Origin of the sequence: Janthinobacterium rivuli (assembly GCF_029690045.1) — a bacterium.
Taxonomy (GTDB): Bacteria; Pseudomonadota; Gammaproteobacteria; order Burkholderiales; family Burkholderiaceae_D; genus Janthinobacterium; species Janthinobacterium rivuli.
Map to the genome: position 1 here is coordinate 6,267,500 of NZ_CP121464.1, position 25,030 is coordinate 6,292,529.

At 58.2% G+C, this 25,030-nt stretch carries 15 protein-coding genes, 2 tRNA genes and 4 rRNA genes; 5 read left to right on the forward strand and 16 right to left on the reverse strand.

The window, feature by feature from the left end; all coding sequences use genetic code 11:
• Nucleotides 1-12 precede the first annotated feature (12 nt).
• Nucleotides 13-378: an acyl-CoA thioesterase gene (locus P9875_RS28430; RefSeq protein WP_223278886.1), complete on the forward strand. Its 366-nt coding sequence runs from the start codon at nt 13-15 to the stop codon at nt 376-378.
• A 21-nt stretch (nt 379-399) separates the two neighbouring features.
• Entirely contained in the window at nt 400-1,992 is a 1,593-nt protein-coding gene (locus P9875_RS28435; protein ID WP_278317249.1) for an alkaline phosphatase D family protein, read from the forward strand.
• Here P9875_RS28435 and P9875_RS28440 read toward each other — a convergent pair.
• On the reverse strand, nt 1,989-2,855 hold the full coding sequence (locus tag P9875_RS28440) for a LytR/AlgR family response regulator transcription factor (protein WP_278317250.1): 867 nt from the start codon (nt 2,853-2,855) through the stop codon (nt 1,989-1,991). The two genes, P9875_RS28435 and P9875_RS28440, sit on opposite strands and share 4 nt — an antisense overlap.
• 158 nt (nt 2,856-3,013) lie before the next feature.
• On the opposite strand from P9875_RS28440, the gene P9875_RS28445 reads away from it, so the two are divergent.
• Nucleotides 3,014-4,186, forward strand: a complete 1,173-nt coding sequence (locus tag P9875_RS28445; RefSeq protein ID WP_278317251.1) for an acyltransferase family protein — start codon at nt 3,014-3,016, stop codon at nt 4,184-4,186.
• Here the strand turns inward: P9875_RS28445 and P9875_RS28450 are convergent.
• The 4 genes from P9875_RS28450 to P9875_RS28465 all read right to left on the reverse strand — a co-directional run bounded on the left by P9875_RS28450 (nt 4,183) and on the right by P9875_RS28465 (nt 11,007).
• The gene (locus tag P9875_RS28450; protein ID WP_278317252.1) at nt 4,183-5,865 is read right to left on the reverse strand and encodes a long-chain-fatty-acid--CoA ligase; all 1,683 of its coding nucleotides are present in this window, start codon (nt 5,863-5,865) and stop codon (nt 4,183-4,185) included. The genes P9875_RS28445 and P9875_RS28450 overlap by 4 nt on opposite strands.
• A 55-nt stretch (nt 5,866-5,920) precedes the next feature.
• Complete coding sequence (locus P9875_RS28455) at nt 5,921-7,603, reverse strand: long-chain fatty acid--CoA ligase (RefSeq protein WP_099404005.1); 1,683 nt, start codon at nt 7,601-7,603, stop codon at nt 5,921-5,923.
• Between the two features lie 276 nt (nt 7,604-7,879).
• Nucleotides 7,880-8,929, reverse strand: a complete 1,050-nt coding sequence (locus P9875_RS28460; RefSeq protein WP_278317253.1) for an aminopeptidase — start codon at nt 8,927-8,929, stop codon at nt 7,880-7,882.
• Nucleotides 8,930-8,931: 2 nt separating this feature from the next.
• The gene (locus P9875_RS28465) at nt 8,932-11,007 is read right to left on the reverse strand and encodes a molybdopterin-containing oxidoreductase family protein (protein ID WP_278317254.1); all 2,076 of its coding nucleotides are present in this window, start codon (nt 11,005-11,007) and stop codon (nt 8,932-8,934) included.
• Between the two features lie 206 nt (nt 11,008-11,213).
• On the opposite strand from P9875_RS28465, the gene P9875_RS28470 reads away from it, so the two are divergent.
• Nucleotides 11,214-12,407, forward strand: a complete 1,194-nt coding sequence (locus P9875_RS28470; protein WP_278317255.1) for a M20 aminoacylase family protein — start codon at nt 11,214-11,216, stop codon at nt 12,405-12,407.
• Nucleotide 12,408: 1 nt separating this feature from the next.
• Here the strand turns inward: P9875_RS28470 and P9875_RS28475 are convergent, their stop codons facing one another.
• Entirely contained in the window at nt 12,409-13,257 is an 849-nt protein-coding gene (locus P9875_RS28475) for an NAD(P)-dependent oxidoreductase (RefSeq protein ID WP_423221810.1), read from the reverse strand.
• A 137-nt stretch (nt 13,258-13,394) separates the two neighbouring features.
• Here P9875_RS28475 and P9875_RS28480 point away from each other — a divergent pair, with 137 nt between their 5' ends.
• Entirely contained in the window at nt 13,395-13,967 is a 573-nt protein-coding gene (locus P9875_RS28480) for an acyloxyacyl hydrolase (RefSeq protein ID WP_230539252.1), read from the forward strand.
• 213 nt (nt 13,968-14,180) lie between these two features.
• On the opposite strand, the gene rrf (P9875_RS28485) is transcribed toward P9875_RS28480, so the two are convergent.
• From rrf (P9875_RS28485) to rrf (P9875_RS28530), 10 genes are all read right to left on the reverse strand, one after another.
• A 5S ribosomal RNA gene (rrf, locus tag P9875_RS28485) occupies nt 14,181-14,293 on the reverse strand.
• A 138-nt stretch (nt 14,294-14,431) separates the two neighbouring features.
• Nucleotides 14,432-17,307, reverse strand: a 23S ribosomal RNA gene (locus P9875_RS28490).
• 243 nt (nt 17,308-17,550) lie between these two features.
• A tRNA-Ala gene (locus P9875_RS28495) sits at nt 17,551-17,626 on the reverse strand.
• Between the two features lie 26 nt (nt 17,627-17,652).
• Nucleotides 17,653-17,729: transfer RNA gene (locus tag P9875_RS28500), tRNA-Ile, on the reverse strand.
• An 81-nt stretch (nt 17,730-17,810) separates the two neighbouring features.
• Nucleotides 17,811-19,341 (reverse strand): 16S ribosomal RNA (locus P9875_RS28505).
• The 16S, 23S and 5S rRNA genes sit together here with 2 tRNA genes alongside, the layout of an rRNA operon.
• 401 nt (nt 19,342-19,742) lie before the next feature.
• Nucleotides 19,743-20,822 (reverse strand): tartrate dehydrogenase, encoded by a 1,080-nt coding sequence (locus P9875_RS28510; protein ID WP_278317256.1) that lies wholly within the window; start codon nt 20,820-20,822, stop codon nt 19,743-19,745.
• Between the two features lie 38 nt (nt 20,823-20,860).
• Nucleotides 20,861-22,351, reverse strand: coding sequence for a DUF3482 domain-containing protein (locus P9875_RS28515; protein WP_278317257.1), 1,491 nt, complete (start codon nt 22,349-22,351; stop codon nt 20,861-20,863).
• Nucleotides 22,348-23,826, reverse strand: coding sequence for a DUF2868 domain-containing protein (locus P9875_RS28520; RefSeq protein ID WP_278317258.1), 1,479 nt, complete (start codon nt 23,824-23,826; stop codon nt 22,348-22,350). The genes P9875_RS28515 and P9875_RS28520 overlap by 4 nt, the downstream gene beginning before the upstream one ends.
• 62 nt (nt 23,827-23,888) lie before the next feature.
• Nucleotides 23,889-24,578, reverse strand: coding sequence for an acid phosphatase (locus P9875_RS28525; protein WP_278317259.1), 690 nt, complete (start codon nt 24,576-24,578; stop codon nt 23,889-23,891).
• 225 nt (nt 24,579-24,803) lie between these two features.
• Nucleotides 24,804-24,916, reverse strand: a 5S ribosomal RNA gene (rrf, locus tag P9875_RS28530).
• Nucleotides 24,917-25,030 lie beyond the last annotated feature (114 nt).

Sequence of the window (25,030 nt, forward strand, 5' to 3'; positions counted from 1 at the left end):
CCGGAATTGCGCATGATGCCCGCGCCGTCCGACGCCAATGTGTACGGCGACGTCTTCGGCGGCTGGATCATGGCGCAGGTCGATATCGCCGGTTCCCTGCCGGCCACGCGGCGCGCCAACGGCCGCGTCGCCACCATTGCCGTCAATTCCTTCGTCTTCAAAAACCCCGTCTTCGTCGGCGATCTGCTCTCCTTCTACGCCGACATCGTCAAGGTCGGCAATACCTCGATCACCGTCAATGTCGAGGTATATGCCGAGCGCAACCGCCTGCAGGCGTGCATCGTGAAAGTCACGGAAGCAACCCTGATCTATGTGGCGACGGACTCCGACCGCAAGCCGCGCAAGGTGCCGCCGATCGAGACCTTGCTGTCGTCTTGATTGTCGCAATAATTCCACACCATGGATAGCCAGCGCCGCATCTTCCTGCAGAGCGCTGCGCGCATCACGGCGCTGGCCGGCGCCGGCAGCGTGCTGTCCGGTTCCAGCGCCAGCGCCGCCACGCGCATGAATGGCTCGGGCTATCCGTTTGCGCTCGGTGTCGCTTCCGGCTCACCGTTACCTGATGCGGTGGTGCTGTGGACGCGCATCTGCTACGACCCGCTGCACGCAGCCGCCACGCCCGCCATCGCCCTGAATGTGCGCTGGGAAGTGGCCGAAGACGAGGCGTTTCGCAGCATCGCCGCCAAGGGCCAGGCCACGGCCATGCCCGCTCTCGCGCACAGCGTGCACGTCGACGCGGGCGGCCTGGCGCCCGGACGCTGGTACTGGTACCGGTTTATCTTTGGCGACGCCGTCAGTCCCGTGGGCCGCACGCGCACGGCGCCCGAGCCCGGCGCCATGCCTGCCTCGCTGAAACTGGCCGTCGCTTCGTGCCAGCACTGGGAATTCGGCGCGTATGCGGCGCACCGGCACATCGCCGCAGCCGCGCCCGACCTGGTGGCCTTCCTCGGCGATTACATCTATGAATGGGGGCCGTACCAGCTCCAGCATCCAAGCCGGGCCGTGCGTACGCATGAAAGTTTCAGCCTGGACGACTACCGCGCCCGTTACGCGCAATACAAGAGCGACCGCGACTTGCAGGGCGCGCACCTGGCCGCGCCGTGGATCGTCACCTGGGATGACCATGAAGTGGCCAACGATTACGGCAATGACCGCGACGAGTTGCTCACGCCCACCTTTTTGCAGCGCCGCGCGGCCGCCTACCAGGCGTTTTATGAACACATGCCGCTACGCCTGCTGCCGCTGGGACGGCGGGGATTTGTCGACATGCGTATCTACCAGCGCTACGACTGGGGCCGGCTGGCGCGCTTTCACATGCTGGATGACCGGCAATACCGCGCCCACCACGCGTGCGCCAAACCGGGCCGCGGCGGCTCCAATTCCGTCACCACGCGCAATTGCCCCGACCTGCTGAAACCGCAACGCACGATGCTGGGCGAAGAACAGCAGCGCTGGCTGCAAGCCGGTCTCGATGATTCTCCCGCGCGCTGGAATATTCTGGCCCAGCAAACCCTGATGGCGCAATCGAGCCAGGTGCCGATTTTGCGGCCCGGCGACGAACGCGTCTGGACCGATGGCTGGGATGGCTATCCGATGGCGCGCCAGCACCTGCTCGACGCCTTGCAAAGCAGCAAGGCCAGCAACCCGCTGGTGCTGTCTGGCGACGTGCACACCTTTTATGCCACCGAACTGAGCCGCAACGCCATGCGGCCCACCGGCAAGAACAATCCCGTGCTGGCCACCGAGTTTTGCGGTACCTCCATCACCTCGAGTTCCCGCCCGCAGGCGCGCACGGAACAGTACGTGGCGATGAACCCGCACATCCGCTACGGGCGCAGCGACAAGCGCGGCTATATGTTGATGGAGATCACGCCGGAGAAAACCACGACCCTGTTCCAGGGCCTGGACAACGTGCGCGACAACTCGTCGAGCATCGCGACACTGGCCAGCTTTGTCGTGCGCGACGGCAAGGCGGGCTTGCAACGCATCTAGCACATGCTTTTCAAGGCATCGCGGTAGCGCCGGCTGACGGGCACTTCACCGCCCGTGGACAGCACGGCGCGCGCATCGCCCGATTCCAGCGGCACGATGCTCTGTACAAATGCAAGGTTGACGATATAGCTGCGGTGCACGCGCACAAAGCGTTTACCATCCAGGCGGCGCTCGATGGCGGCCATGGTCGAGCGCAGCGGGTAATCGTGGCCGCGCACGTGCAAATTCACATAATTGCCCCAGGCCTGTATCCATTCGATGTCAACGGCGGGCAACAGAAAATCCTTACCCAGCTTGCGTACCAGGAAACGTTCCGGCTGCTGCACCGGCTCCACGGCCGGGCCTTCATCGGGCTCGCCCAGCAGGGTCGCCTCGCCTTGCCAGCGCATCAGCAGCAACTGGTAAAAGCCCGTGAACAACAAGATGGAGAAGTAAGTACGCACATCCTTGACGTATTCGTACGGCAATTCACGCCACCAGTTACCGAAATCGTAATCGCTGCCGGCGCTCCAGTAGGCCAGCTTGCGCAAGGCCACCATGGCCAGCACATGCACGAGGCTGTAGACCAGCGAGGCGGCCAGGTGCCAGCGCAGGTTCTGGCGCTGGAACACCAGATGCAGCGGCCGCAGCTGGTTGGCCAGGATCACCAGCGGTACCAGCGCCAGCAACACCAGGTTGCTGCTCCACTCCCACACGGCCACTTCCCAGAAAGGCGTAGCGAGCCCCGCGCGCTGACGGTCGATCCAGCTGATCCAGCAGTTGAGCGACGTTTGCAGCAGATACAGGACGATCCAGAAAACTGGTTCGGCGATCTGGCGCCAGCGTTGATATCGTTGCAACAAATCGGTGGAAGACAGGCGCATGGTGTCGGACGGTGGATGAGTTGCATGATTGTAAGGTCCCAAAGCCGTCCCAGCATCACCGCTCGTCACAAACAGCCCGCAATTGGTCACTTTTCGCTGGTTCGCCCTGCGCGGCCTGCCTATGCTGGGGCCTTCCCTTACCAATGGATCCCGCGACCATGACCACCAATTCTCGCCGTTACGATATCGATGCCTTGCGCTTTCTTGTCTTCAGCCTGCTGATCGTCTACCACACGGCCATGCTGTACCTGGACGGCGCCGCTTTCCACATGAAGAGCAGCTACCTGACGGAAACGTTGAACTATCCCATGGTCTTTATCAACCGTTGGCGCATGGAAATCGTGTTCCTCATTTCCGGCGTGTCCTGCGCCATGATGACGCAAACGTCCAGGCAGGCCTTCCTCTGGCGCAGGGTCAAGCGCCTTTTGCTGCCCCTGCTGTTTGGCGTGCTCGTGGTGATACCCGTGCAGCCGTATTGCGAAGGCGTCACGAACGGCTTGGTCGAGCCTGGCTATGGACAATTTCTGCTGGATTACTTTGGCGGCCATGCCTGGCCGGCCGGCGCATTTACGGGCTGGAAGACCAGTTTTACCTGGAATCATCTGTGGTATCTCGTGTATTTGTTGCTGTACACCATCGTGCTGGTGGCGCTGCAGCCCCTGCTGGCCAAGGCAAGGCCGCTGTTTACGGGGTTGCGCGGCTGGCGCCTGTTGATCCTGCCAGCCCTGCCGGCGCTGGCGGCAACGGCCTTCCTGAAACTGCGCTATCCGGAAAACCACGCGCTGGTGAAGGACTGGTACGCGCACGCCATCTATTTCACCATGTATCTGTATGGCTGGTGGCTGGGCAATGACAAGGGAGTGTGGCAAGAGCTGGCGCGCTTGCGCTGGCATGCGCTGCTGCTGGCGCCCTGCGCGTTTGCCGTGTATCTGGGCTTTGACCTGGTGTATTCGGAGAACCTGCTGACCTGGGCCTCGTTCGGCTCCTGGCCCATGCGCAACCTGTACATGTGGCTGGCCATCTGCGCCATCCTGGGCTGGTCGCACACCTTGCTCAATACACCGTTTGCCTGGCTGCCATGGGCGCGCCAGGCCGTCTTTCCCTGGTACATATTGCACCAGAGCGCGATCATCGTGCTGGCCTACTGGCTCGTGCCGCTGAAGCTTGGGCCAGTGGCAGAACCGCTGCTGATACTGGCCGGCACGGTGGCGACTTGCTGGCTGGGGACGTCGCTGCTGATCAGCAAGGTGAACTGGTTGCGCCCCTGCTTCGGCTTGCCCGCCCGCCCAGGCCAAAACCTGGCGGCGGACACGGCCCTGGCAGCGAATTAGGCAACCTTCTTTTCGTCGCGCAATTGACGGCGCAAGATTTTGCCGACGTTGGTCTTCGGCAATTCATCGCGGAACTCGATGTATTTCGGTTTCTTGTAGGCCGTCAATTCATGCTTGCAATGCTCGCGGATCTGTTCCACCGTCAGGTTCGGATCCTTGCGCACGACAAACACTTTCACGGCTTCGCCCGCGTTGGCGTCCGGCACGCCGATGCAGGCGCATTCCAGCACGCCCGGGCACGACGCAACCACGTCTTCCACTTCGTTCGGATACACATTGAAGCCGGACACAATGATCATGTCTTTCTTGCGGTCCACGATTTTTACGTAGCCGCGTTCATCCATGACGCCCACGTCGCCCGTCTTGAAGTAACCGTCGGCCGTCATCGATTTGGCCGTCTCGTCCGGACGCTGCCAGTAACCGGCCATCACTTGCGGGCCGCGCACGGCGATCTCGCCCGGCTCGCCCAGCGGCACTTCCACGCCATCGTCGTTGAGAATCGCCACTTCCGTCGAAGGGAAAGGCAAGCCGATGGTGCCCGTAAATTCCGTGATATCGACGCGGTTGCCCGTCACCACGGGCGACGTTTCCGACATGCCATAGCCTTCGATCAGCGGGCAGCCCGTCAGTTTCAGCCAGCGCTCGGCCACGTTGCGCTGCAAGGCCATGCCGCCGCCATTGCACACTTTGTAGCTGGAAAAATCGAGCTTGGCGAAGTCGGCATTGTTCAGCAGCGCGTTGTACAAGGTGTTGACGGCCGGGAAGACGACGATCTTGTGCTTGGACAATTCCTTGACGAAACCGGGAATGTCGCGCGGGTTGGGAATCAGCACGCTCATGCCGCCCAGGCGCATACCCATCAGGGCGCTGACCGTCAGCGAATAGATGTGATACAGGGGCAAGGCGCACATGAATCCCATCGAGGTGGCGCGCATTTCAGGCGTCATCACGGGCGACATCCACGCCTCGTTTTGCAGCACGTTGGCGATCACGTTACGGTGCAACAACATCGCGCCCTTCGACACGCCCGTCGTGCCGCCCGTGTATTGCAGGAAGACGATGTCGTCATGGCCCTGCTGCACCGGCGTCAGGCTCAGACGTGCGCCTTCGGCCAGCATCTTGTTGAAACTGATGGCGCCCGGCAAAGAAAACGCGGGCACCATTTTCTTGATCTTGCGCACGACGAAGTTGACGATGGTACCCTTCAGTCCACCGAGCATGTCGCCCATGGTGGCGACGATCACGTGCTTGACCTGGGTATGCGGCAATACCTGCTCGACCGTGGTGGCGAAGTTTTCCAGCACGATGATCGCTTCGCTGCCCGAATCGGTCAGCTGATGCTGCAATTCTCGGGGCGTGTACAGCGGATTGACGTTCACCACCGTATAGCCGGCGCGCAAAATCGCCGCCATGGCCACCGGATACTGCAGCACGTTCGGCAGCATGATCGCCACGCGCGCGCCCGTCTTCAGGCCCTTGCTTTGCAGCCATGCGCCCATCTGCAGCGACAGCTTGTCCAGCTCGCGGTAGGTCAGGAATTTATCCATGCACACGAACGCGTTGCGGTCCGCATATTTCTGGAACGACTCTTCCAGCAAATGCGTGACGGAACGGTATTGCGTGCAATCAATCTCTGCGGGAACGCTGTCCGGGTACGAATTCAACCAAATCTTGTCCATCTCGCCTCATCTTTATCTGTAAAAGGGACGCGCCTCCTGGCGCATCCCACACTGTTTATGCTGCTGTCTTCGTTTCGTCACGCAGGGCGCGACGCAAAATCTTGCCGACGTTGGTCTTCGGCAGTTCATCGCGGAACTCGATGTATTTCGGCCGCTTGTAGCCTGTAAATTGTTCCTTGCAGTACGCGGCCAGCACGGCCTGGGTCAGGTTCGGATCCTTGCGCACGACAAACACTTTCACGGCCTCGCCCGAGTGCTCATCTGGCACGCCCACGCAAGCGCACTCGAGCACGCCCGGATGGGCCGCGATGACGGCCTCGACTTCGTTTGGATACACATTGAAGCCGGAGACGAGAATCATGTCTTTCTTGCGGTCGACAATCTTCACGTAGCCACGCTCGTCCATGATGCCCACGTCGCCGGATTTGAAGTATCCATCGGGCGTCATGACCTTGGCCGTCTCATCGGGACGGTTCCAGTAGCCGCTCATCACTTGCGGACCGCGGATGGCGATTTCGCCCGTCTGGCCCAGCGGCACTTCCTTGCCGTCATCGTCGAGGATGGCGATCTCGGTCGACGGAATCGGCAAGCCGATGGTGCCGGAAAACGCCGTGCTGTCGGCGCGGTTGCAAGTGGCGACGGGCGACGTTTCCGACAAGCCATAGCCTTCGATGATGGACACGCCCGTCACTTGCAGCCACTTGTCGTTGACGGCTTGCTGCACCGCCATGCCGCCGCCATTGGCGATCTTCAGGCCCGAGAAATCGAGCTTGGCAAAGTCGGGGTGATTCACCAGCGCGTTATACAGGGTATTGACCGCTGGCAGCAGATTGAATTTGTACTTGCCCAGCTCCTTGATCAGGCCCGGTATATCGCGCGGATTCGGGATCAGGATATTCAGGGCGCCCACGCGCGTGCCCCACATGGCGCACGCCGTCAGGGCAAAGATATGGTACAGCGGCAAGGCGCAGACGACGATCATCTGTTCCGTGCTGTTCTGGTCGAGCGCCGCGCCCGACCACGCTTCGCTTTGCAGCACATTGGCGATCACATTGCGGTGGCTCAAGGTCGCGCCTTTCGACACGCCCGTCGTGCCGCCCGTGTATTGCAGGAAAGCGGCGTCATTGATGCTCAGCTCGACAGGCGTGAGTTTCATGCGGCTGCCCAGCGCCAGCGCCTGCTTGAAACGCATGGCGTTCGGCAAAGAATACGCGGGCACCATCTTCTTGACGTTGCGCACGACAAAATTGACGATCATGCCTTTCAAACCGCCCAGCATCTCGCCCATGCTGGCGACGACGATGTGCTTGACGGCCGTCTTGCCCAGCACTTGCTCCAAGGTATGGGCAAAGTTTTCCAGCACGATGATCGCTTCGCTGCCCGAATCGTTGAGTTGATGCTCGAGTTCGCGCGGCGTATAAAGAGGATTGACGTTGACCACCGTGTAGCCGGCGCGCAGGACGGCGGCGATGGCCACCGGATATTGCAGCACGTTCGGCATCATCAGGGCGACACGCGCCCCCTTCTTCAGGCCACGGCTTTGCAGCCAGGCACCGAGCTGGCGCGAATAAGTGTCGAGTTCGGCATAGGTGAGAAATTTGTCCATGCAGACATAGGCATTGCGATCCGCATATTTTTGAAACGCTTCTTCCAGCACATGCACCAGCGAACGATATTGATCAGGATCGATGTCGGCAGGAACGCCGGGAGGATACGACTTCAGCCAAATTTTTTCCATCCTGTGCCTCTTGTCTCGAATAATCGTGGGGGAGCCGGCGCATCTTGCCGACGCGGATCATTGCTGCGGATTCTGTCGTCCTGCAGTCAGTTTGAGCATTCTGACGAGCAATTGCTCTATGCTACTAATGCGATGCTATCGGGCGCCGGGCTTCCATGCAAGCGCTTTCAACAGTATTCGAGCGGCAACTCTAGGGGTATTTTATGCTGCAGTGCAACATGATAAATACACTGTTGCAGGATCGTCCGGCTCGGCATACTGGACAATCTTTACGGGTCACGGGCTGGACAATTGTTCCAGCGCACGCCTGCGCTCAGGCTTCTTGATCTGGGCCATTGTGTGCACTGCAGCATAAAAAGCACGAAAGTTCTTTTTTTCTTCCAGCAATTTTTTGAAGGCAGGCAAAAATTCATTGTAGGTCGACACGGAAGCGAGGTGCGCATTGCTCAATGGCTGCTCGAACCAGCGGTCGTAACCGGCAAAACCACCCCAGTTTTGCTTCAGTACCTGATACGCGTTTTGCAATGCCGCAAACACCTGCGCCTTGCGCGCGCGCTTTTCCGCATCGCCGGCGCCGCTCGCATACACGGCTTCCAGTTCGCCCCGGTATGTCAGCAGCAAGGCGAGGAAATCCTGGCGCCGCGCCGCATACTGGGCGTACGCGGCGCGCATCGCGTCATTGCCCTCGCGCGCCAGCCAGCGCTGCACGCCCGCCTCTTCCACGGCGCTGGCAAACGACTCGTTGAAGGCCGAATCGCCGGGCACGTACACCACCTGGTGCGCCAGTTCATGGAAGATCAGGCGCGCCAGTTCCGCATCGTTGTAATTGATAAAGGTCGACAGCAAGGGATCGTCGAACCAGCCCAGCGTGGAATACGCGGGCACGCCGCCCACCTGCACGTCGTAATGCTGGGCGCGCAACTCGTCGGCATACGCGAGCGCCTCTTCCTTGCTGTAGTAACCACGGTAATTCACGCAGCCAGCGATGGGGAAACACCATTGCAGCGGCTGCAACGACAGTTCCGGCGTGGCCACCACGTTCCACAGCACGAAGGGGCGCCGCAGGGAGGCGTAGTTCTTGTAGCTGCCATTGTCCGGTAAATCCAGCTCGCTGACGGCAAAGCGGCGAATCTGCTGCGCCTTGGCCAGGCGCACTTTCAGGCGCGGCTCGGTGGCCGGGTCGTCGAGCCAGTCACCGATGGGGCGCGCGCCCGACCACAGCGCATACTGCCCCTGCGCCGCCTGCGTATAGTAGCGCAGCTGCGTGCAGCCGCTCAGCGGCAGGCACAGCATGCCGACAAGCAAGCGGGCCGGCCAGCGGGCCATGCTCAGCCAGCCTTTTCCACTTCGACCAGCGTATCGTAGAAGGTCGGCGCGCGGCCCATGTCCGTCAGGCGCTGGCTCGTCACTTCATTGGCGTTCTTGCCGTCGCTGGCGAGTTTCTTCCACCACACGGACAAGCCCACCACCAGGCCGCGTCTCGCCTTGTCCGTCACCCTGGCCTTGGCAACAAAGCTGCCACGGTCATTGAAGATGCGCACCATGTCGCCGGCGGCGATGCCGCGCGTGGCGCAATCGTCGGGATGGATGTCCAGATGCGGCTCGCCTTCGGCCGCGCGCAGGCTTTTCACGTTCACGAACGTGGAATTGAGGAAATTGCGTGCCGGCGGAGAAATCATGGCCAGCGGATAGCGGGCCGCCAGCGCGGGATTGCTGGCCAGCGATTCGTGCGGCGCGATATACGTCGGCAAGGGATCGAGTCCCGCCTGCGCCATGGCGCTGGAATACAACTCGCACTTGCCCGATGGCGTGGGGAAACCGCCTTCGGCAAATGGCGCTTCGGCCATGGCCAGCTTTTGCCAGCCCGTGCGTTTCAGCGATTCCCAGTCGAAATGCACGGCACGCGCATCCGTCGTATCGAAGGCCTTGGCCGCCAGCGCATCGTCGCTTTCCTGGAAGCACGGGTCATCAAAGCCCATGTGCTGCGCCAGCAAACGAAAAATTTCCGTATTCGCCTTCGCTTCGCCCAGCGGCGCCACGGCCGCATTGTTCGCCATCATGTACAGATGGCCGTAGGTGGAATGCGCATCGACGTGTTCCAGCTGCGTGGTGGCGGGCAACACGATGTCGGCGTAATCGACGGTATCGGTCTGGAAGTGTTCGAGCACGACCGTAAACAAATCCTCGCGGGCGAAACCCTGCGCCACTTTCGAGGAATCGGGCGCCACGGCCAGCGGGTTCGAGTTGTAGACGATCACGGCTTCGACTTGCGGGCCGAACTCGGGAGACGTGGTTTTCAGCAGATCGTCGCCGATGGTGCTCATGTTGATGGTGCGCGGCGTGCCTTTCAGCAAATCCGGGCGCTGCAGGGCCTTGCGGTTGACAGGGAAGGAACCCGAGCTCGACAGCTGCATGCCGCCGGCAGGATGGCGCCAGGCGCCCGTCAGGGCCGGCAGGCAGGCAATATTGCGCACGGCCATGCCACCGCCATGCACGCGCTGCACGCCGTAGTTGGTGCGGATGGCGGCGCCGTCACCAGAGCGGCAAGCCTGGCCGTACAGGCGCGCCAGTTCCACCACTTCCGTGGCCGTGATGCCGCACACCTCGGCCACGCGCTCGGGTGGCCATTCCAGGGCCCGCTGTTTCAGTTCAGCATAGCCGATGGTGTACTGGGCGATATAGTCATGGTCGAGCAAATCTTCCGTGATCAGCACATGCATCAAGCCCAGCGCCAGGGCCGCATCGGTACCCGGCAGCAAGGCGATATGCTGGTGGCACTTTTCGGCCGTCAGCGAACGGTAGGGGTCGATGGCGATCAAGGTGGCGCCATTGCGCTTGGCTTCTTGCGCGCGCATCCAGAAATGCAGGTTCGAGGCGATCGGGTTGCCGCCCCAGATGATGATCAATTTCGCGTTCTGGAACTGCTCCATGTCCGTGCCGATGCTGGCGCCCACCGTGTAGCGGTAGCCGGTGGCGCCGGCCGAGGCGCAGATGGTGCGGTCCAGCAGGGAAGCGCCGAGCTGGTTGAAGAAGCGCGAGGACATCGATTCGCCCTGCACCAGGCCCATGGTGCCGCAGTAGCTGTACGGCAAGATCGCCTGCGGATCGCGCGCGGCGATCGGCTTCAAGCGGGCCGCGATGGTCTGCAATGCCTCTTCCCAGCTGATGCGCTCGAACTTGCCTTCGCCCTTCTTGCCCACGCGGCGCAGCGGATGCAGCAGCCGGTCCGCATGGTAGGTGCGCTCCGTGAAGCGCGACACCTTCGTGCACAGCACGCCAGCCGTGGTCGGGTGGTCGGGATCGCCCTTGACGGCGGTGGCCACGCCATCGGTCACGGTGACCAGCAAGGCGCAGGTATCGGGGCAATCGAGCGGGCAGGCGGCGCGCACTTGGGTGGTGGTCATGGGGCAATCCAAAAACGTTGGGGGAAGGCGATACTGTAAACCATTCCGCGCGCTTGCTGTTGGCGCCGTGGCAAGCACGTCCGTGCGCTGGATTTACCCGGCAAACAAGGGCTACAATGCACTATTAGCCGCGTCTGTTTTCGATCAAACAAGCACGGTACGGCGCGCCATACATTGCTGCGTGCCAGCATCCACAGGAGAGTCCCATGAAACTAGTTGATCCGATCTTGGCGTTTCAATCCGAGCTGCAAGGTATTCGCCGCGACCTGCACGCGCATCCCGAGCTGTGCTACGAAGAACAGCGCACCTCGGACGTGGTCGCCGCCAAACTGACGCAATGGGGCATCCCCGTGGTACGCGGCCTGGGCCGCACTGGCGTGGTCGGCATCATCCAGAATGGTACCTCCAAGCGCGCCATCGGCCTGCGCGCCGACATGGATGCCTTGCCGATGCAGGAAATGAATACCTTCGAGCATGCTTCACGCCACCCGGGCAAGATGCACGCCTGCGGCCACGATGGCCACACGGCCATGCTGCTGGGCGCGGCCCATTATCTGGCGCAGCACCGCCATTTCGACGGCACCGTGTACCTGGTCTTCCAGCCGGCCGAGGAAGGCGGCGCCGGCGCGCGCGAAATGATAGCAGACGGCTTGTTTACGCGCTTTCCCATGGATGCCATCTACGGCATGCACAACTGGCCGGGCGCCGAAACTGGCACCCTGAGCGTGGTGGAAGGGCCGATGATGGCGTCCAGCAATGAATTCCACGTCACCGTCAAAGGCAAGGGCGCGCACGCGGCCCAGCCCCACAAGGGCATCGACCCCGTCATCGTGGCCGTGCAAATCGCGCAAAGCTGGCAAACCGTCATCACGCGCAACAAGAGTCCGCTCGACACTGCCGTGCTGTCGATCACGCAAATCCATGCCGGCAGCGCCACCAATGTGATTCCCGATGACGCCAGCCTGGTCGGCACCGTGCGGACCTTCACCACGCCCGTGCTGGACTTGATCGAAGAGCGCATGCGCGACATCGCCGTGCACACGGCCGCCGCCTTTGGCGCCGAAGTCGATTTCCACTTCAAGCGCAACTATCCGCCACTGGTCAATCACGCGAAAGAAACGGCGTTTGCCGTCGAAGTCATGAAAAGCGTGGTCGGTGCGGACAAGGTCAACGCGAATGTCGAGCCGACCATGGGCGCGGAAGATTTTTCTTTCTTCCTGCAGGAAAAAGCCGGCTGCTACATCTTCATCGGCAATGGCGATGGCGAGCACCGCGATGGCGGCCACGGCCTGGGTCCGTGCGTCTTGCACAATGGCAGCTACGACTTCAACGACAATCTGCTGCCCATCGGCGCCAGTTTCTGGGTCAAGCTGGCCGAAGCGAGCCTGCCCATCGCTTGAATCAGCTCAGTTGATCCGGACCGGCGCCCAGGCGCTGGCCCGGATTCAACGCTTCCAGTGCCAGCAAGGCGGCCGCGTGATCGGCTGTTGGGTGCGTGGTAGCGAGGCTTTCATAGCGCTGCGTCACCAGTTGTGTCACCGGCAAGGTAACGTGGGCCGCCTCGGCTGCCGCGAGGATATTGTGCATATCCTTGATCTGGCTTTTCACCTGGCCACCGGCAACAAAATTGCGCTCCAGCATACGCTCACCATGCACCTCCAAAATCTTGCTTTCGGCAAAACCGCCGCGGATGGCTGTCCGTACGGCGGCGGCATCGGCGCCGGCCGCCTGGGCCAGCAGCAAGGCTTCGGCGACGATATTCAGGGTGGCTCCCACGATCAGCTGATTGCACAGCTTGGCGACCTGGCCGCTGCCGGCCGGCCCCACCAGCGTCGGGCGGCCCATTGCCGACAGAATCGTTTCAACCCGTGCGTAATCGCCGGCGCTGGCGCCAGCCATGATGGCCAGGCTACCCGCCTGCGCCCCGCCGACGCCCCCCGACACGGGTGCATCGATGAAGCCATGGCCTGCCGCATGTAAGGTGGCGTGAAATTGCCGGGCTTCTGCTTGCTTGGTGGAACTCATGTCGATCCAGATCGCGCCGGCTGCCAGGGCCGGTAACGCCTGTTGCAGCACTGTTGCCACGATGGGACCAGCTTCCAGCATCGAGATGACCACGTCCGCGCCGCTAACTGCCTCAGCCACGGAAACGGCGGGCAGCGCCCCTGCCGCACGCAGGAGTTGGGCCTTGCTGTGCGTGCGATTCCAAATTGTGACAGAATATCCAGCGCGTAGCAGGCACCGGACCATCGGATCCCCCATCAGACCGATACCGAGAAATGCGATTTTTGTAGAGAATGTCAATTGAACCCCTGAAATCAACAAGTGGCGAGAGCGGCATCAAAGCAAGGTGCCTGTACAACAATAGCCTATCGGCCAATTTTACGATGAAAGCCTCTATGTTCTTCAAGAAGAATCTCCTCAAATCCATCGCCGCCGTTGCCGCGCTGATGGCGGCCAACGCCGGCTTTGCCGCCGACGACAAACTGATCGACTCCGTCTACGGCGAATATGCCAAAGGGGTCAAAGTGCAAATGGTACGCGCCGGCGTAACCTCGAACTGGGATAAGGCCTGGTTTGTATCGAATGGCACACAGCTGAGCGGTTACTGGGATGCCAGCATCGGCGGCTGGGATGGCAAGAGCTATCGCAATGTCCCGGGCCAGCATCAAAAACTGTGGGACCTGGGCTTTACACCCGTGTTCCGCTTTGAAAACACGAACAAGCTGGGCTTCTATGCGGAAGGCGGCATTGGCGTGCACATGCTGTCCAAGCTATACGATAACGACGATAACCGCCTGTCGACCCACTTTCAGTTCGGCGACCATATCGGCGTTGGCTACATCTTCAATAACAAATGGGAAGTCGCTGCGAAGATCCAGCATTTCTCGAACGGCGGCTACAAGAAACCAAATAGCGGCGTCAATTACATGAACGTCAAAGTCGCTTATCACTTTTAATGGTGGCGATACATGACAAAGGCAGCGCGTAGCGCTGCCTTTTTTTCGTCTGTTGCATTGGCGATTATTTTTACGTTGGCGGTATGGAGGGTCTGACCGTAGGTCGGCTTAGCGCGCAGCGCGTAAGCCGACACCACCCGCGGCGTATCAAACCACCAGACGAAAAAAAACCCGACCATTTCTGATCGGGTTTTTCTCTACTGCGAATAACAAGCCTGACGATAACCTACTTTCACACTGGTTGCAGCACTATCATCGGCGCAAAGTTGTTTCACGGTCCTGTTCGGGATGGGAAGGGGTGGGACCAACTTGCTATGGTCATCAGGCATAACTTGTACTGGCATTTGTCTCCTGTAGGACGACAAAGCCTGAATCTGGAAGAAGCAAAGATTGGGGTAATGACTGGTAGTATCAACACACACGCAACGTTGTACCGTCTTATCCTCTGTACCTGCTAAGGTTATAGGGACAAGCCGTACGGGCAATTAGTACTGGTTAGCTTAATGCATTACTGCACTTCCACACCCAGCCTATCAACGTCCTGGTCTCGAACGACCCTTCAAAGAGCTCAAGGCTCTGGGAAATCTCATCTCAAGGCAAGTTTCCCGCTTAGATGCTTTCAGCGGTTATCTCTTCCGAACTTAGCTACCCGGCAATGCCACTGGCGTGACAACCGGTACACCAGAGGTTCGTCCACTCCGGTCCTCTCGTACTAGGAGCAGCCCCCTTCAAATTTCCAACGCCCACGGCAGATAGGGACCAAACTGTCTCACGACGTTTTAAACCCAGCTCACGTACCACTTTAAATGGCGAACAGCCATACCCTTGGGACCGGCTACAGCCCCAGGATGTGATGAGCCGACATCGAGGTGCCAAACTCCCCCGTCGATATGAACTCTTGGGAGGAATCAGCCTGTTATCCCCAGAGTACCTTTTATCCGTTGAGCGATGGCCCTTCCATACAGAACCACCGGATCACTATGTCCTACTTTCGTACCTGCTCGACTTGTCAGTCTCGCAGTTAAGCACGCTTATGCCATTGCACTATCAACACGATGTCCGACCGTATCTAGCGTACCTTCGAACTCCTCCGTTACACTTTAGGAGGAGACCGCCCCAGTCAAACTGCCTACCATGCACTGTCCCCGATCCGGATAACGGACCAAGGTTAGAACCTCAAACAAACCAGGGTGGTATTTCAAGGTTGGCTCCACGAGAACTAGCGTCCCCGCTTCAAAGCCTCCCACCTATCCTACACAGATTGGTTCAAAGTCCAATGCAAAGCTACAGTAAAGGTTCATGGGGTCTTTCCGTCTAGCCGCGGGTAGATTGCATCATCACAAACATTTCAACTTCGCTGAGTCTCGGGAGGAGACAGTGTGGCCATCGTTACGCCATTCGTGCAGGTCGGAACTTACCCGACAAGGAATTTCGCTACCTTAGGACCGTTATAGTTACGGCCGCCGTTTACTGGGACTTCAATCAAGAGCTTGCACCCCATCATTTAATCTTCCAGCACCGGGCAGGCGTCACACCCTATACGTCCACTTTCGTGTTTGCAGAGTGCTGTGTTTTTATTAAACAGTCGCAGCCACCAGTTTATTGCAACCCTTTCACCCTCATGGAGTAAACCAATCAAGCTACCGGGGCGTACCTTTTCCCGAAGTTACGGTACCAATTTGCCGAGTTCCTTCTCCCGAGTTCTCTCAAGCGCCTTAGAATACTCATCTCGCCCACCTGTGTCGGTTTGCGGTACGGTCTCGTATGACTGAAGCTTAGAGGCTTTTCTTGGAACCACTTCCGATTGCTTCGTGAATAAATTCACTCGTCCCATCCCCTTGAATTCCGCGCCCGGATTTGCCTAAGCGCCTTCTATGAGACAGAAACTGACTATTCCAACAGTCAGACAACCTTCCGCGATCCGTCCCCCCATCGCATCATACGACGGTGCAGGAATATTAACCTGCTTCCCATCAGCTACGCATCTCTGCCTCGCCTTAGGGGCCGACTCACCCTGCTCCGATGAACGTTGAACAGGAAACCTTGGGCTTACGGCGTGGAGGCTTTTCACCCCCATTATCGCTACTCATGTCAGCATTCGCACTTCTGATACCTCCAGCATCCTTTACAAGACACCTTCGCAGGCTTACAGAACGCTCTCCTACCATATCCAATAAAGGATATCCGCAGCTTCGGTGACTGGCTTAGCCCCGTTACATCTTCCGCGCAGGACGACTCGATCAGTGAGCTATTACGCTTTCTTTAAATGATGGCTGCTTCTAAGCCAACATCCTGACTGTTTTAGCCTTCCCACTTCGTTTTCCACTTAGCCAATCTTTGGGACCTTAGCTGGCGGTCTGGGTTGTTTCCCTCTTGACGCCGGACGTTAGCACCCGACGTCTGTCTCCCAAGCTCGCACTCATCGGTATTCGGAGTTTGCAATGGTTTGGTAAGTCGCAATGACCCCCTAGCCATAACAGTGCTCTACCCCCGATGGTGATACTTGAGGCACTACCTAAATAGTTTTCGGAGAGAACCAGCTATTTCCAAGTTTGTTTAGCCTTTCACCCCTACCCACAGCTCATCCCCTAATTTTTCAACATTAGTGGGTTCGGACCTCCAGGGCGTGTTACCGCACCTTCATCCTGGCCATGAGTAGATCACTTGGTTTCGGGTCTACACCCAGCGACTGATCGCCCTATTCGGACTCGATTTCTCTACGGCTTCCCTATATGGTTAACCTTGCCACTGAATGTAAGTCGCTGACCCATTATACAAAAGGTACGCAGTCACGGAACAAGTCCGCTCCTACTGTTTGTATGCACACGGTTTCAGGATCTATTTCACTCCCCTTCCGGGGTTCTTTTCGCCTTTCCCTCACGGTACTGGTTCACTATCGGTCGATTACGAGTATTTAGCCTTGGAGGATGGTCCCCCCATATTCAGACAGGATGTCACGTGTCCCGCCCTACTTGTCGTACGCTTAGTATCACCGGTCCGATTTCACATACGGGGCTATCACCCACTATGGCTCCTATTTCCAGAGGATTCTGTTATCGGTCCGACTATCACGTACAGGCTCTTCCCATTTCGCTCGCCGCTACTTTGGGAATCTCGGTTGATTTCTTTTCCTGCAGCTACTTAGATGTTTCAGTTCGCCGCGTTCGCCTTGCATACCTATGTATTCAGTATGCAATACCCTAAAAGGGTGGGTTGCCCCATTCGGAAATCTGCGGATCAAAGTGTGTTTGCTCACTCCCCGCAGCTTATCGCAAGCTACTACGTCCTTCATCGCCTGTAATCGCCAAGGCATCCACCATGTGCACTTATTCGCTTGTCCCTATAACGTTAGCCTCTCATCATTTGCATAATGAAAGAGCGCTACAGGGATAAGAAAGTACAACGTTGTTGCTTGTTTGTTGATACATACAATCATTACCCATCGATTTACTTTTTACGGCAAACCGATCAATAAATAATCTTTACTTCTTCCAGATTGTTAAAGAACATACAGCACTTGATCTCGAAAAGACCAAACCTAAATCCCGGTGTTGAATTCAACACTGATTTACGTTTGAACTTTTGGTGGAGGATGACGGGATCGAACCGACGACCCCCTGCTTGCAAAGCAGGTGCTCTCCCAGCTGAGCTAATCCCCCTATGGGTATTTCCAGACTACAGAAACTGGTAGGGCTGGTTGGACTCGAACCAACGACCCCCGCGTTATCAACACGGTGCTCTAACCAGCTGAGCTACAGCCCCAAATGCTGTTCTTTATATTAACAGCCGATAAGTGTGAACATTTGATGCGTGAACCAGTTACCTGATTCGTGCAAACTCTAGAAAGGAGGTGATCCAGCCGCACCTTCCGATACGGCTACCTTGTTACGACTTCACCCCAGTCACGAATCCTACCGTGGTAAGCGCCCTCCTTACGGTTAAGCTACCTACTTCTGGTAAAACCCGCTCCCATGGTGTGACGGGCGGTGTGTACAAGACCCGGGAACGTATTCACCGCGACATGCTGATCCGCGATTACTAGCGATTCCAACTTCATGCAGTCGAGTTGCAGACTACAATCCGGACTACGATACACTTTCTGCGATTAGCTCCCCCTCGCGGGTTGGCGGCGCTCTGTATGTACCATTGTATGACGTGTGAAGCCCTACCCATAAGGGCCATGAGGACTTGACGTCATCCCCACCTTCCTCCGGTTTGTCACCGGCAGTCTCATTAGAGTGCCCTTTCGTAGCAACTAATGACAAGGGTTGCGCTCGTTGCGGGACTTAACCCAACATCTCACGACACGAGCTGACGACAGCCATGCAGCACCTGTGTACTGGTTCTCTTTCGAGCACTCCCCAATCTCTCGGGGATTCCAGCCATGTCAAGGGTAGGTAAGGTTTTTCGCGTTGCATCGAATTAATCCACATCATCCACCGCTTGTGCGGGTCCCCGTCAATTCCTTTGAGTTTTAATCTTGCGACCGTACTCCCCAGGCGGTCTACTTCACGCGTTAGCTGCGTTACCAAGTCAATTAAGACCCGACAACTAGTAGACATCGTTTAGGGCGTGGACTACCAGGGTATCTAATCCTGTTTGCTCCCCACGCTTTCGTGCATGAGCGTCAATCTTGACCCAGGGGGCTGCCTTCGCCATCGGTGTTCCTCCACATATCTACGCATTTCACTGCTACACGTGGAATTCTACCCCCCTCTGCCAGATTCTAGCCTTGCAGTCTCCAATGCAATTCCCAGGTTGAGCCCGGGGATTTCACATCAGACTTACAAAACCGCCTGCGCACGCTTTACGCCCAGTAATTCCGATTAACGCTTGCACCCTACGTATTACCGCGGCTGCTGGCACGTAGTTAGCCGGTGCTTATTCTTCAGGTACCGTCATTAGCAAGAGATATTAGCTCTCACCGTTTCTTCCCTGACAAAAGAGCTTTACAACCCGAAGGCCTTCTTCACTCACGCGGCATTGCTGGATCAGGCTTTCGCCCATTGTCCAAAATTCCCCACTGCTGCCTCCCGTAGGAGTCTGGACCGTGTCTCAGTTCCAGTGTGGCTGGTCGTCCTCTCAGACCAGCTACTGATCGATGCCTTGGTAGGCTTTTACCCTACCAACTAGCTAATCAGATATCGGCCGCTCCACGAGCATGAGGTCTTGCGATCCCCCACTTTCATCCTTAGATCGTATGCGGTATTAGCGTAACTTTCGCTACGTTATCCCCCACTCTAGGGTACGTTCCGATATATTACTCACCCGTTCGCCACTCGCCACCAGAGCAAGCTCCGTGCTGCCGTTCGACTTGCATGTGTAAGGCATGCCGCCAGCGTTCAATCTGAGCCAGGATCAAACTCTTCAGTTTAATCTCTGTTACTTTGCCATTTTATTGGCACCGTCTTGCGACGGGTCGCTCACTCAAAAAACTGACAGGCCACTACTTTCGTAGCGCCTATTTCATTATTTCTTGTGAACATTTGATATTTTAAGTTAGACGCCAATCCGAAGATTGACGCTGCACTTGCATCAAATGCCCACACTTATCGACTGTTAATTGTTAAAGAACTGTATTCGGTGCTACTTTCGCGCTATCGACAAAGCGTTGTGTTTGTCAGCTGCGAAGAATGAAGAGTATGAAGCATTTCGCTAAATCCGTCAACTCCTTCTTTACTACTCATCGCCGTTTCCGGTGATCCTCAACTGCCGCAGTGACTGCATCTCATTGGGGAGGCGAACTATAGCAAAGCCGCCCATGGGCGGCAAGCTTTATTTGAGTAATTCGGCAACCGCCATGCCGACATCGGTCGTACTGGCGCTGCCGCCCATATCCGGTGTGCGCGGACCATGCTCGAGCACCTGCTCGATGGCGCGCACAATCGCGTCATGCGCCGCCGTGTAATTGGCGTCGCCATTGCCGAGGAAGTCCAGCATCATGGCACCCGACCAGATCATGCCGATCGGGTTGGCGATATTCTGGCCGTAGATATCAGGTGCGGAACCGTGTACCGGCTCAAAGACAGAAGGGAACGTGCGCTCCGGATTGATATTGGCCGATGGTGCGATGGCAATCGTTCCCGTGCAGGCGGGCCCCAGGTCCGACAGGATATCGCCAAACAGATTTGAAGCGACCACCACATCGAAGCGCTCGGGACTCAATACAAAGCGGGCCGCCAGAATGTCGATATGGTATTTATCCCAGCGCACATCGGGAAAGCTCGGACCCATCGCCTCCACCCGCTCATCCCAATATGGCATGCTGATGGCAATGCCATTCGACTTGGTCGCCGATGTCAGGTGTTTTTTAGGCCGGCTTTGCACCAGCTCAAACGCATACTTCAGGATACGGTCGACGCCCTTGCGCGTAAAGACAGATTCCTGCAGCACGGTCTCGCGCTCCGTCCCCTCGAACATGCGCCCGCCCACGGATGAATACTCTCCTTCCGTATTTTCACGCACCACATAAAAATCGATATCGCCAGGCTTCTTATTCGCCAGCGGGCACGGTACGCCCGGCATCAGGCGCACAGGCCGCAAGTTGACGTATTCGTCGAACTCGCGCCGGAATTTCAATAACGAACCCCACAGCGAGATATGGTCGGGCACCTTGTCCGGCCAGCCCACGGCGCCAAAATAGATGGCGTCGAAATCCTTGAGCTGAGCGAACCAATCCGAGGGCATCATTTGCCCATGTTCCAGGTAATAATCGCAATTGGCCCAAGCCATTGTCGTGAACTGCAAGTCGATATTGAAACGGCGGGCGGCCGCCTCGATGACACGCAAGCCCTCCGGCATGACTTCATTGCCGATGCCGTCACCGGCGATGACGGCGATTTTATGTGTGCACATGGGAAACCCTGTTGGAAATAGGCGATGGAAGCCCGTATTTACATCGGCTGCGCCACGTCCGGGTACAGACGCGCCAGTACATCGGCAGTGATCGCCGCGATGATGGGCTGCACACGCTCGGCCGCCAGTTCAGTTGATTTCTCGCGGCGCACCTCTTTCCACAACTCGGCCAATGCGCCTTCATGGCGCGCCACCGCCTGCTCGACTTCATCTTGCCAGAAGGCCGGCGCTTCGCTTTCCACGAAGTTACCGCGGCCACGGCCAAAGTGCGCCACCGCCAGGTAACGCAGCACGCCCGCCACTACCAGGGTACGCAGGAAAGCATCGGTAAATTGCATCGTGGGCTCATTGCGGTCCGTGCCGGAATTAAAACCCCAGGCTGCGCCTGCAAACGTCAGCGCACCGACCACGCCGCCAAGCAAAGCGCCAGTGCCCAAGGTCAGGCCGCCGGAAATCAGGTCGGCCGACAGGCCCGTCGCCGCGCCGGAAATCATGGCACCCAATAACCCCGCTTGCGCCTTGTCGATAGGCGCGCGCACGGCGAAATTTTCCCGTATCCGGCTATTGATCTTATGCGCATCGGTCGGGTCGAGTTTGTGCAATATCAAAAGCTCACGCGTGGTGGTACCGCTATGCGTATTGAGTCGCGCCACCAGGCTGGCCATGGCCTTTTCCTGGCGTTGCTGCTCTGCATTCTTGCCGATACCCACCACCTGCAAGGCCGATTTCAACAAGCCCCTGGACGCCGGATCAATGGCTTCGCGATCCTGTCCGGCCACCGCCAGTTGCGTGGCCAGCAAATGCATGGCCTGCCGGAAACGCGCCGAATTCTGCTCTTGCCAGGCAGCAAACAGACGCGCATAACCGGCTTGCTGTGACTGCGGCAACAATTTACCCACGGCTTCGTAAAATACGCGCTCATGTACCCAGCAGCGGGCAAAGGCATCGAGCGCCAGGACATCGCGCACGATCGGATACTGCTGCAGGTGCTCGCGCCAGCGTGCCTGCTCGCCGTGCTCCTCCTTACCAGGACGCGGCGGCCCCATCTGGTTGAGCAAGACCACCACGGGCTTATCCAGCCAGGCGAGGATTTTCATTTCCGCCGGCAAGTAGCCAGCATCCTTGGGGTGTTCCGAGGAGTTGACCAGGTACAGCACCACGTCGGCGGAGTCCTTGGCCGTGCGCAGCGCTTGCTGGCTGAGCCAGAACGGGCGGTCGCGATAACGGTCCAGCACTTCGCGCAGGAACCAGCCGATGGGATTACCCGACTGCCCCAGGCGCTTGAGCAGGCGCACGGAATCGCCAAAGCCTGGCGTATCCCACAATTGCAAGGCATCGCCCTGCGGCGTGGCCAGCAAGGTATGCGATTCGGCAAACACCGTCACGTGAGCGGCATCGCGCACTTCGCCAATGTCCACACCGACCAAAGTGCGCGCCAGGGTAGTCTTGCCATTATTCGTATGCGAAATCAGCGCGAACTGAATCTGCACCGCATCATCCTGCACATCTTTATTCACATTCACGCTCATGCTGCTGCCGATACTTTCAGCCCGACACCGGCATCGAGCGGGTGCAAGGCAGGATTAAGCAAATTGACCACGGTGGCCGTGGTTTTGTGGAACTGGCAGAACTGTTGCCATAAGGCGACTCGTTCCGCCAGGCGCGCGCCGTTATCCACCTGTTCACCCGCGCGCTCCAGGTAGCTGGACTCGTCGATCAGCACGGCAATGCCGCGTGCCGACGATTGCGCCAGATAATCGAGGAAGGCGCCGTGATTTTCCTTCTCCGGTGTCGCCGTCAGATTGAACAGCACGGCCGTGATATTGACTTGCGGATCATTCAAGTCCGTGTCGCGCAAGACGTCCTGCGGTTCTTCGCCATACGACGTCGATGGACGCAGCATCATGCGGCCCTGCTCGCCGAACAGCATGAGGGAAATTTGCCCCAGACCCTTGTGACGTGCCTCATCGACAGTAAAGCTGTATGGCAAGACGCGCAGCATGCCGCCCGTGGCCACGCCGATGCTTTCATTGAGCTTGCGGAAATACGGTTGATCTAGATCCAGCGGAAAGTTCCTGGCCAGGCGCGCGGCGCGCCAGTTGTTGACGAGGGCCAGGATCAGGCGGGGAACGACGACCAGCAGGAAAATCGTTGCCGCATACAAATGCACCCAGCGCGCGCCGCCTTCGACGGTCGTCGTTTGCGGGAAGCGCAGCGCTTCGATTTCCGCCAGCGAAAAGCCTTGCAAATGAAACAGAGCAATAGCCGGCGCAAACAAGGTCGAAAGCAGGCTGTGCACTTGGCCGGCATTCAAAAAGGTGCTTTCCCAGCCGGCTGCGTATTGCGACAGGAAACCGCGCGCATACAGTGAAGCGACGGCGCCGATGGCAAACATGGCGCCGCTCAGGTGGATGGTACGACTGAGGCGCGCGGCCGTCAGTTTGGCACTCAAGTGCGCCCATTCCCCCATGAAACTGAGCAAGCCCGAGGACAAGGTATGCGGCAGCTTGCGCGGCAGGGCCAGGCGGCCCACGCTCAGGTGGCGCACCAGTCCCGCCTTCGGCCAGCCGAGGGAACGCGAAGGGATGCATAGCCAGATCAGCAAGCCCAGGTAGACCAGCACATTCCAGGCGATGATCAGCAGCAAGGGTGCCGACAGCAAGTCGACACGATGGGGATCCGTGATGCGGTCCAGCCCGGCGCCCAGCAGCAAAGCCAGCAAGGGCAGGGTCAGCGCCAGGGTTTTCATGCCATTACGGCGTTTCGCGAAAGCGGCGAAGGCGGGCGTGCGCTCGGTGATGCGCTTGAGGATCAGTTCCGAGCGCTGCTGCAGGAAATCGTCACCTGTCACTTCGGCCTGCTTGCCCGAAGCTTGCCACTGCGCAAGCTCACGCGCGCTGCGGCTGGCATACATGCGGTCATCCTCGCTGAGGACTTCTTTTTTCTGGTCGGCCGTCTCGATAGCACGGACCAATACCACTTCTCTCGCAATCTGCTCGTTCATGGTGCTCCTGTTTTTGTATGAAACGACAACTACACAGGCAGATTGTGACGTACTTTTGTGTTTCAGGCCAACGCGTCCTCGGCCAGGAGCAGCTTATGCAGCAGATATATCAGGAAAGAAGCAATCCAGGCAGACCACAAGGTGTGCGTGAAAAATTGCGTACCTTGCAACTGTTTCTGCCAACCTGCGGCCAAACCGCACAGCAATATGACCCCGACGAGCAGAAACGCCGTGCGCGGCCGTCCGGGCAGGCAGAACAATGGCAAGGCCAGCATCCACCAAGCGGTATTCGTCTGTGTAGCGGGCAGGCAGACCATGGCAGATGCGCTGGCCGGTAATGTTTCCAGCAGGCGCGTGTACGGCGCCATTCCGCCGTAGCGCAACAAATCCGTGGGGCAAGGCACATCACTGAATGAGGATAGCAAATAAATACTTAATGGCACCAGGACAGCCGACAGCGCCACGACTTGCAAGGCACTGCGGCGTGAGGCCGGCCAGGCCAGTGGACGCTGCGTGTCCCAGACCGCCAGAGCAATCGCAGCTGCGGCCAGCAAGGTCATGCAGAACTGGAAACCGCGCGTCCACGCACTGCCAGCGCCGACAAATTGCCCGCGCATTCCGTCGAACATACTGTCGGCGATCATGAGGTCGAGGTTGCTGTAATTGCCGATCCAAATTATCAGCATGGCCGACAGCATCAAGGCGCTATCGATGCCTTTGGGAGTTTTGACGAGTTTAAGCTTGAGCAACATGGGTGCACACACTACTTGATGAGAATGGAGGTCATCGTACAGTGTCAATATGAAGAGAACATGACGATGCCCGCCGTGCACAACATGTGGTGAAAATGACAAAGGCAGACGTAGGTCGGCTTAGCGCGCAGCGCGTAAGCCGACACCACCAGCGTCAAACAAAACCACCAGACGAAAAAAAACCCGACCATTTCTGATCGGGTTTTTCTCTACTGCGAATAACAAGCCTGACGATAACCTACTTTCACACTGGTTGCAGCACTATCATCGGCGCAAAGTTGTTTCACGGTCCTGTTCGGGATGGGAAGGGGTGGGACCAACTTGCTATGGTCATCAGGCATAACTTGTACTGGCATTTGTCCTCAATGGAGCGACAAAGCCTGAATCTGGAAGAAGCAAAGATTGGGGTAATGACTGGTAGTATCAACACACACGCAACGTTGTACCGTCTT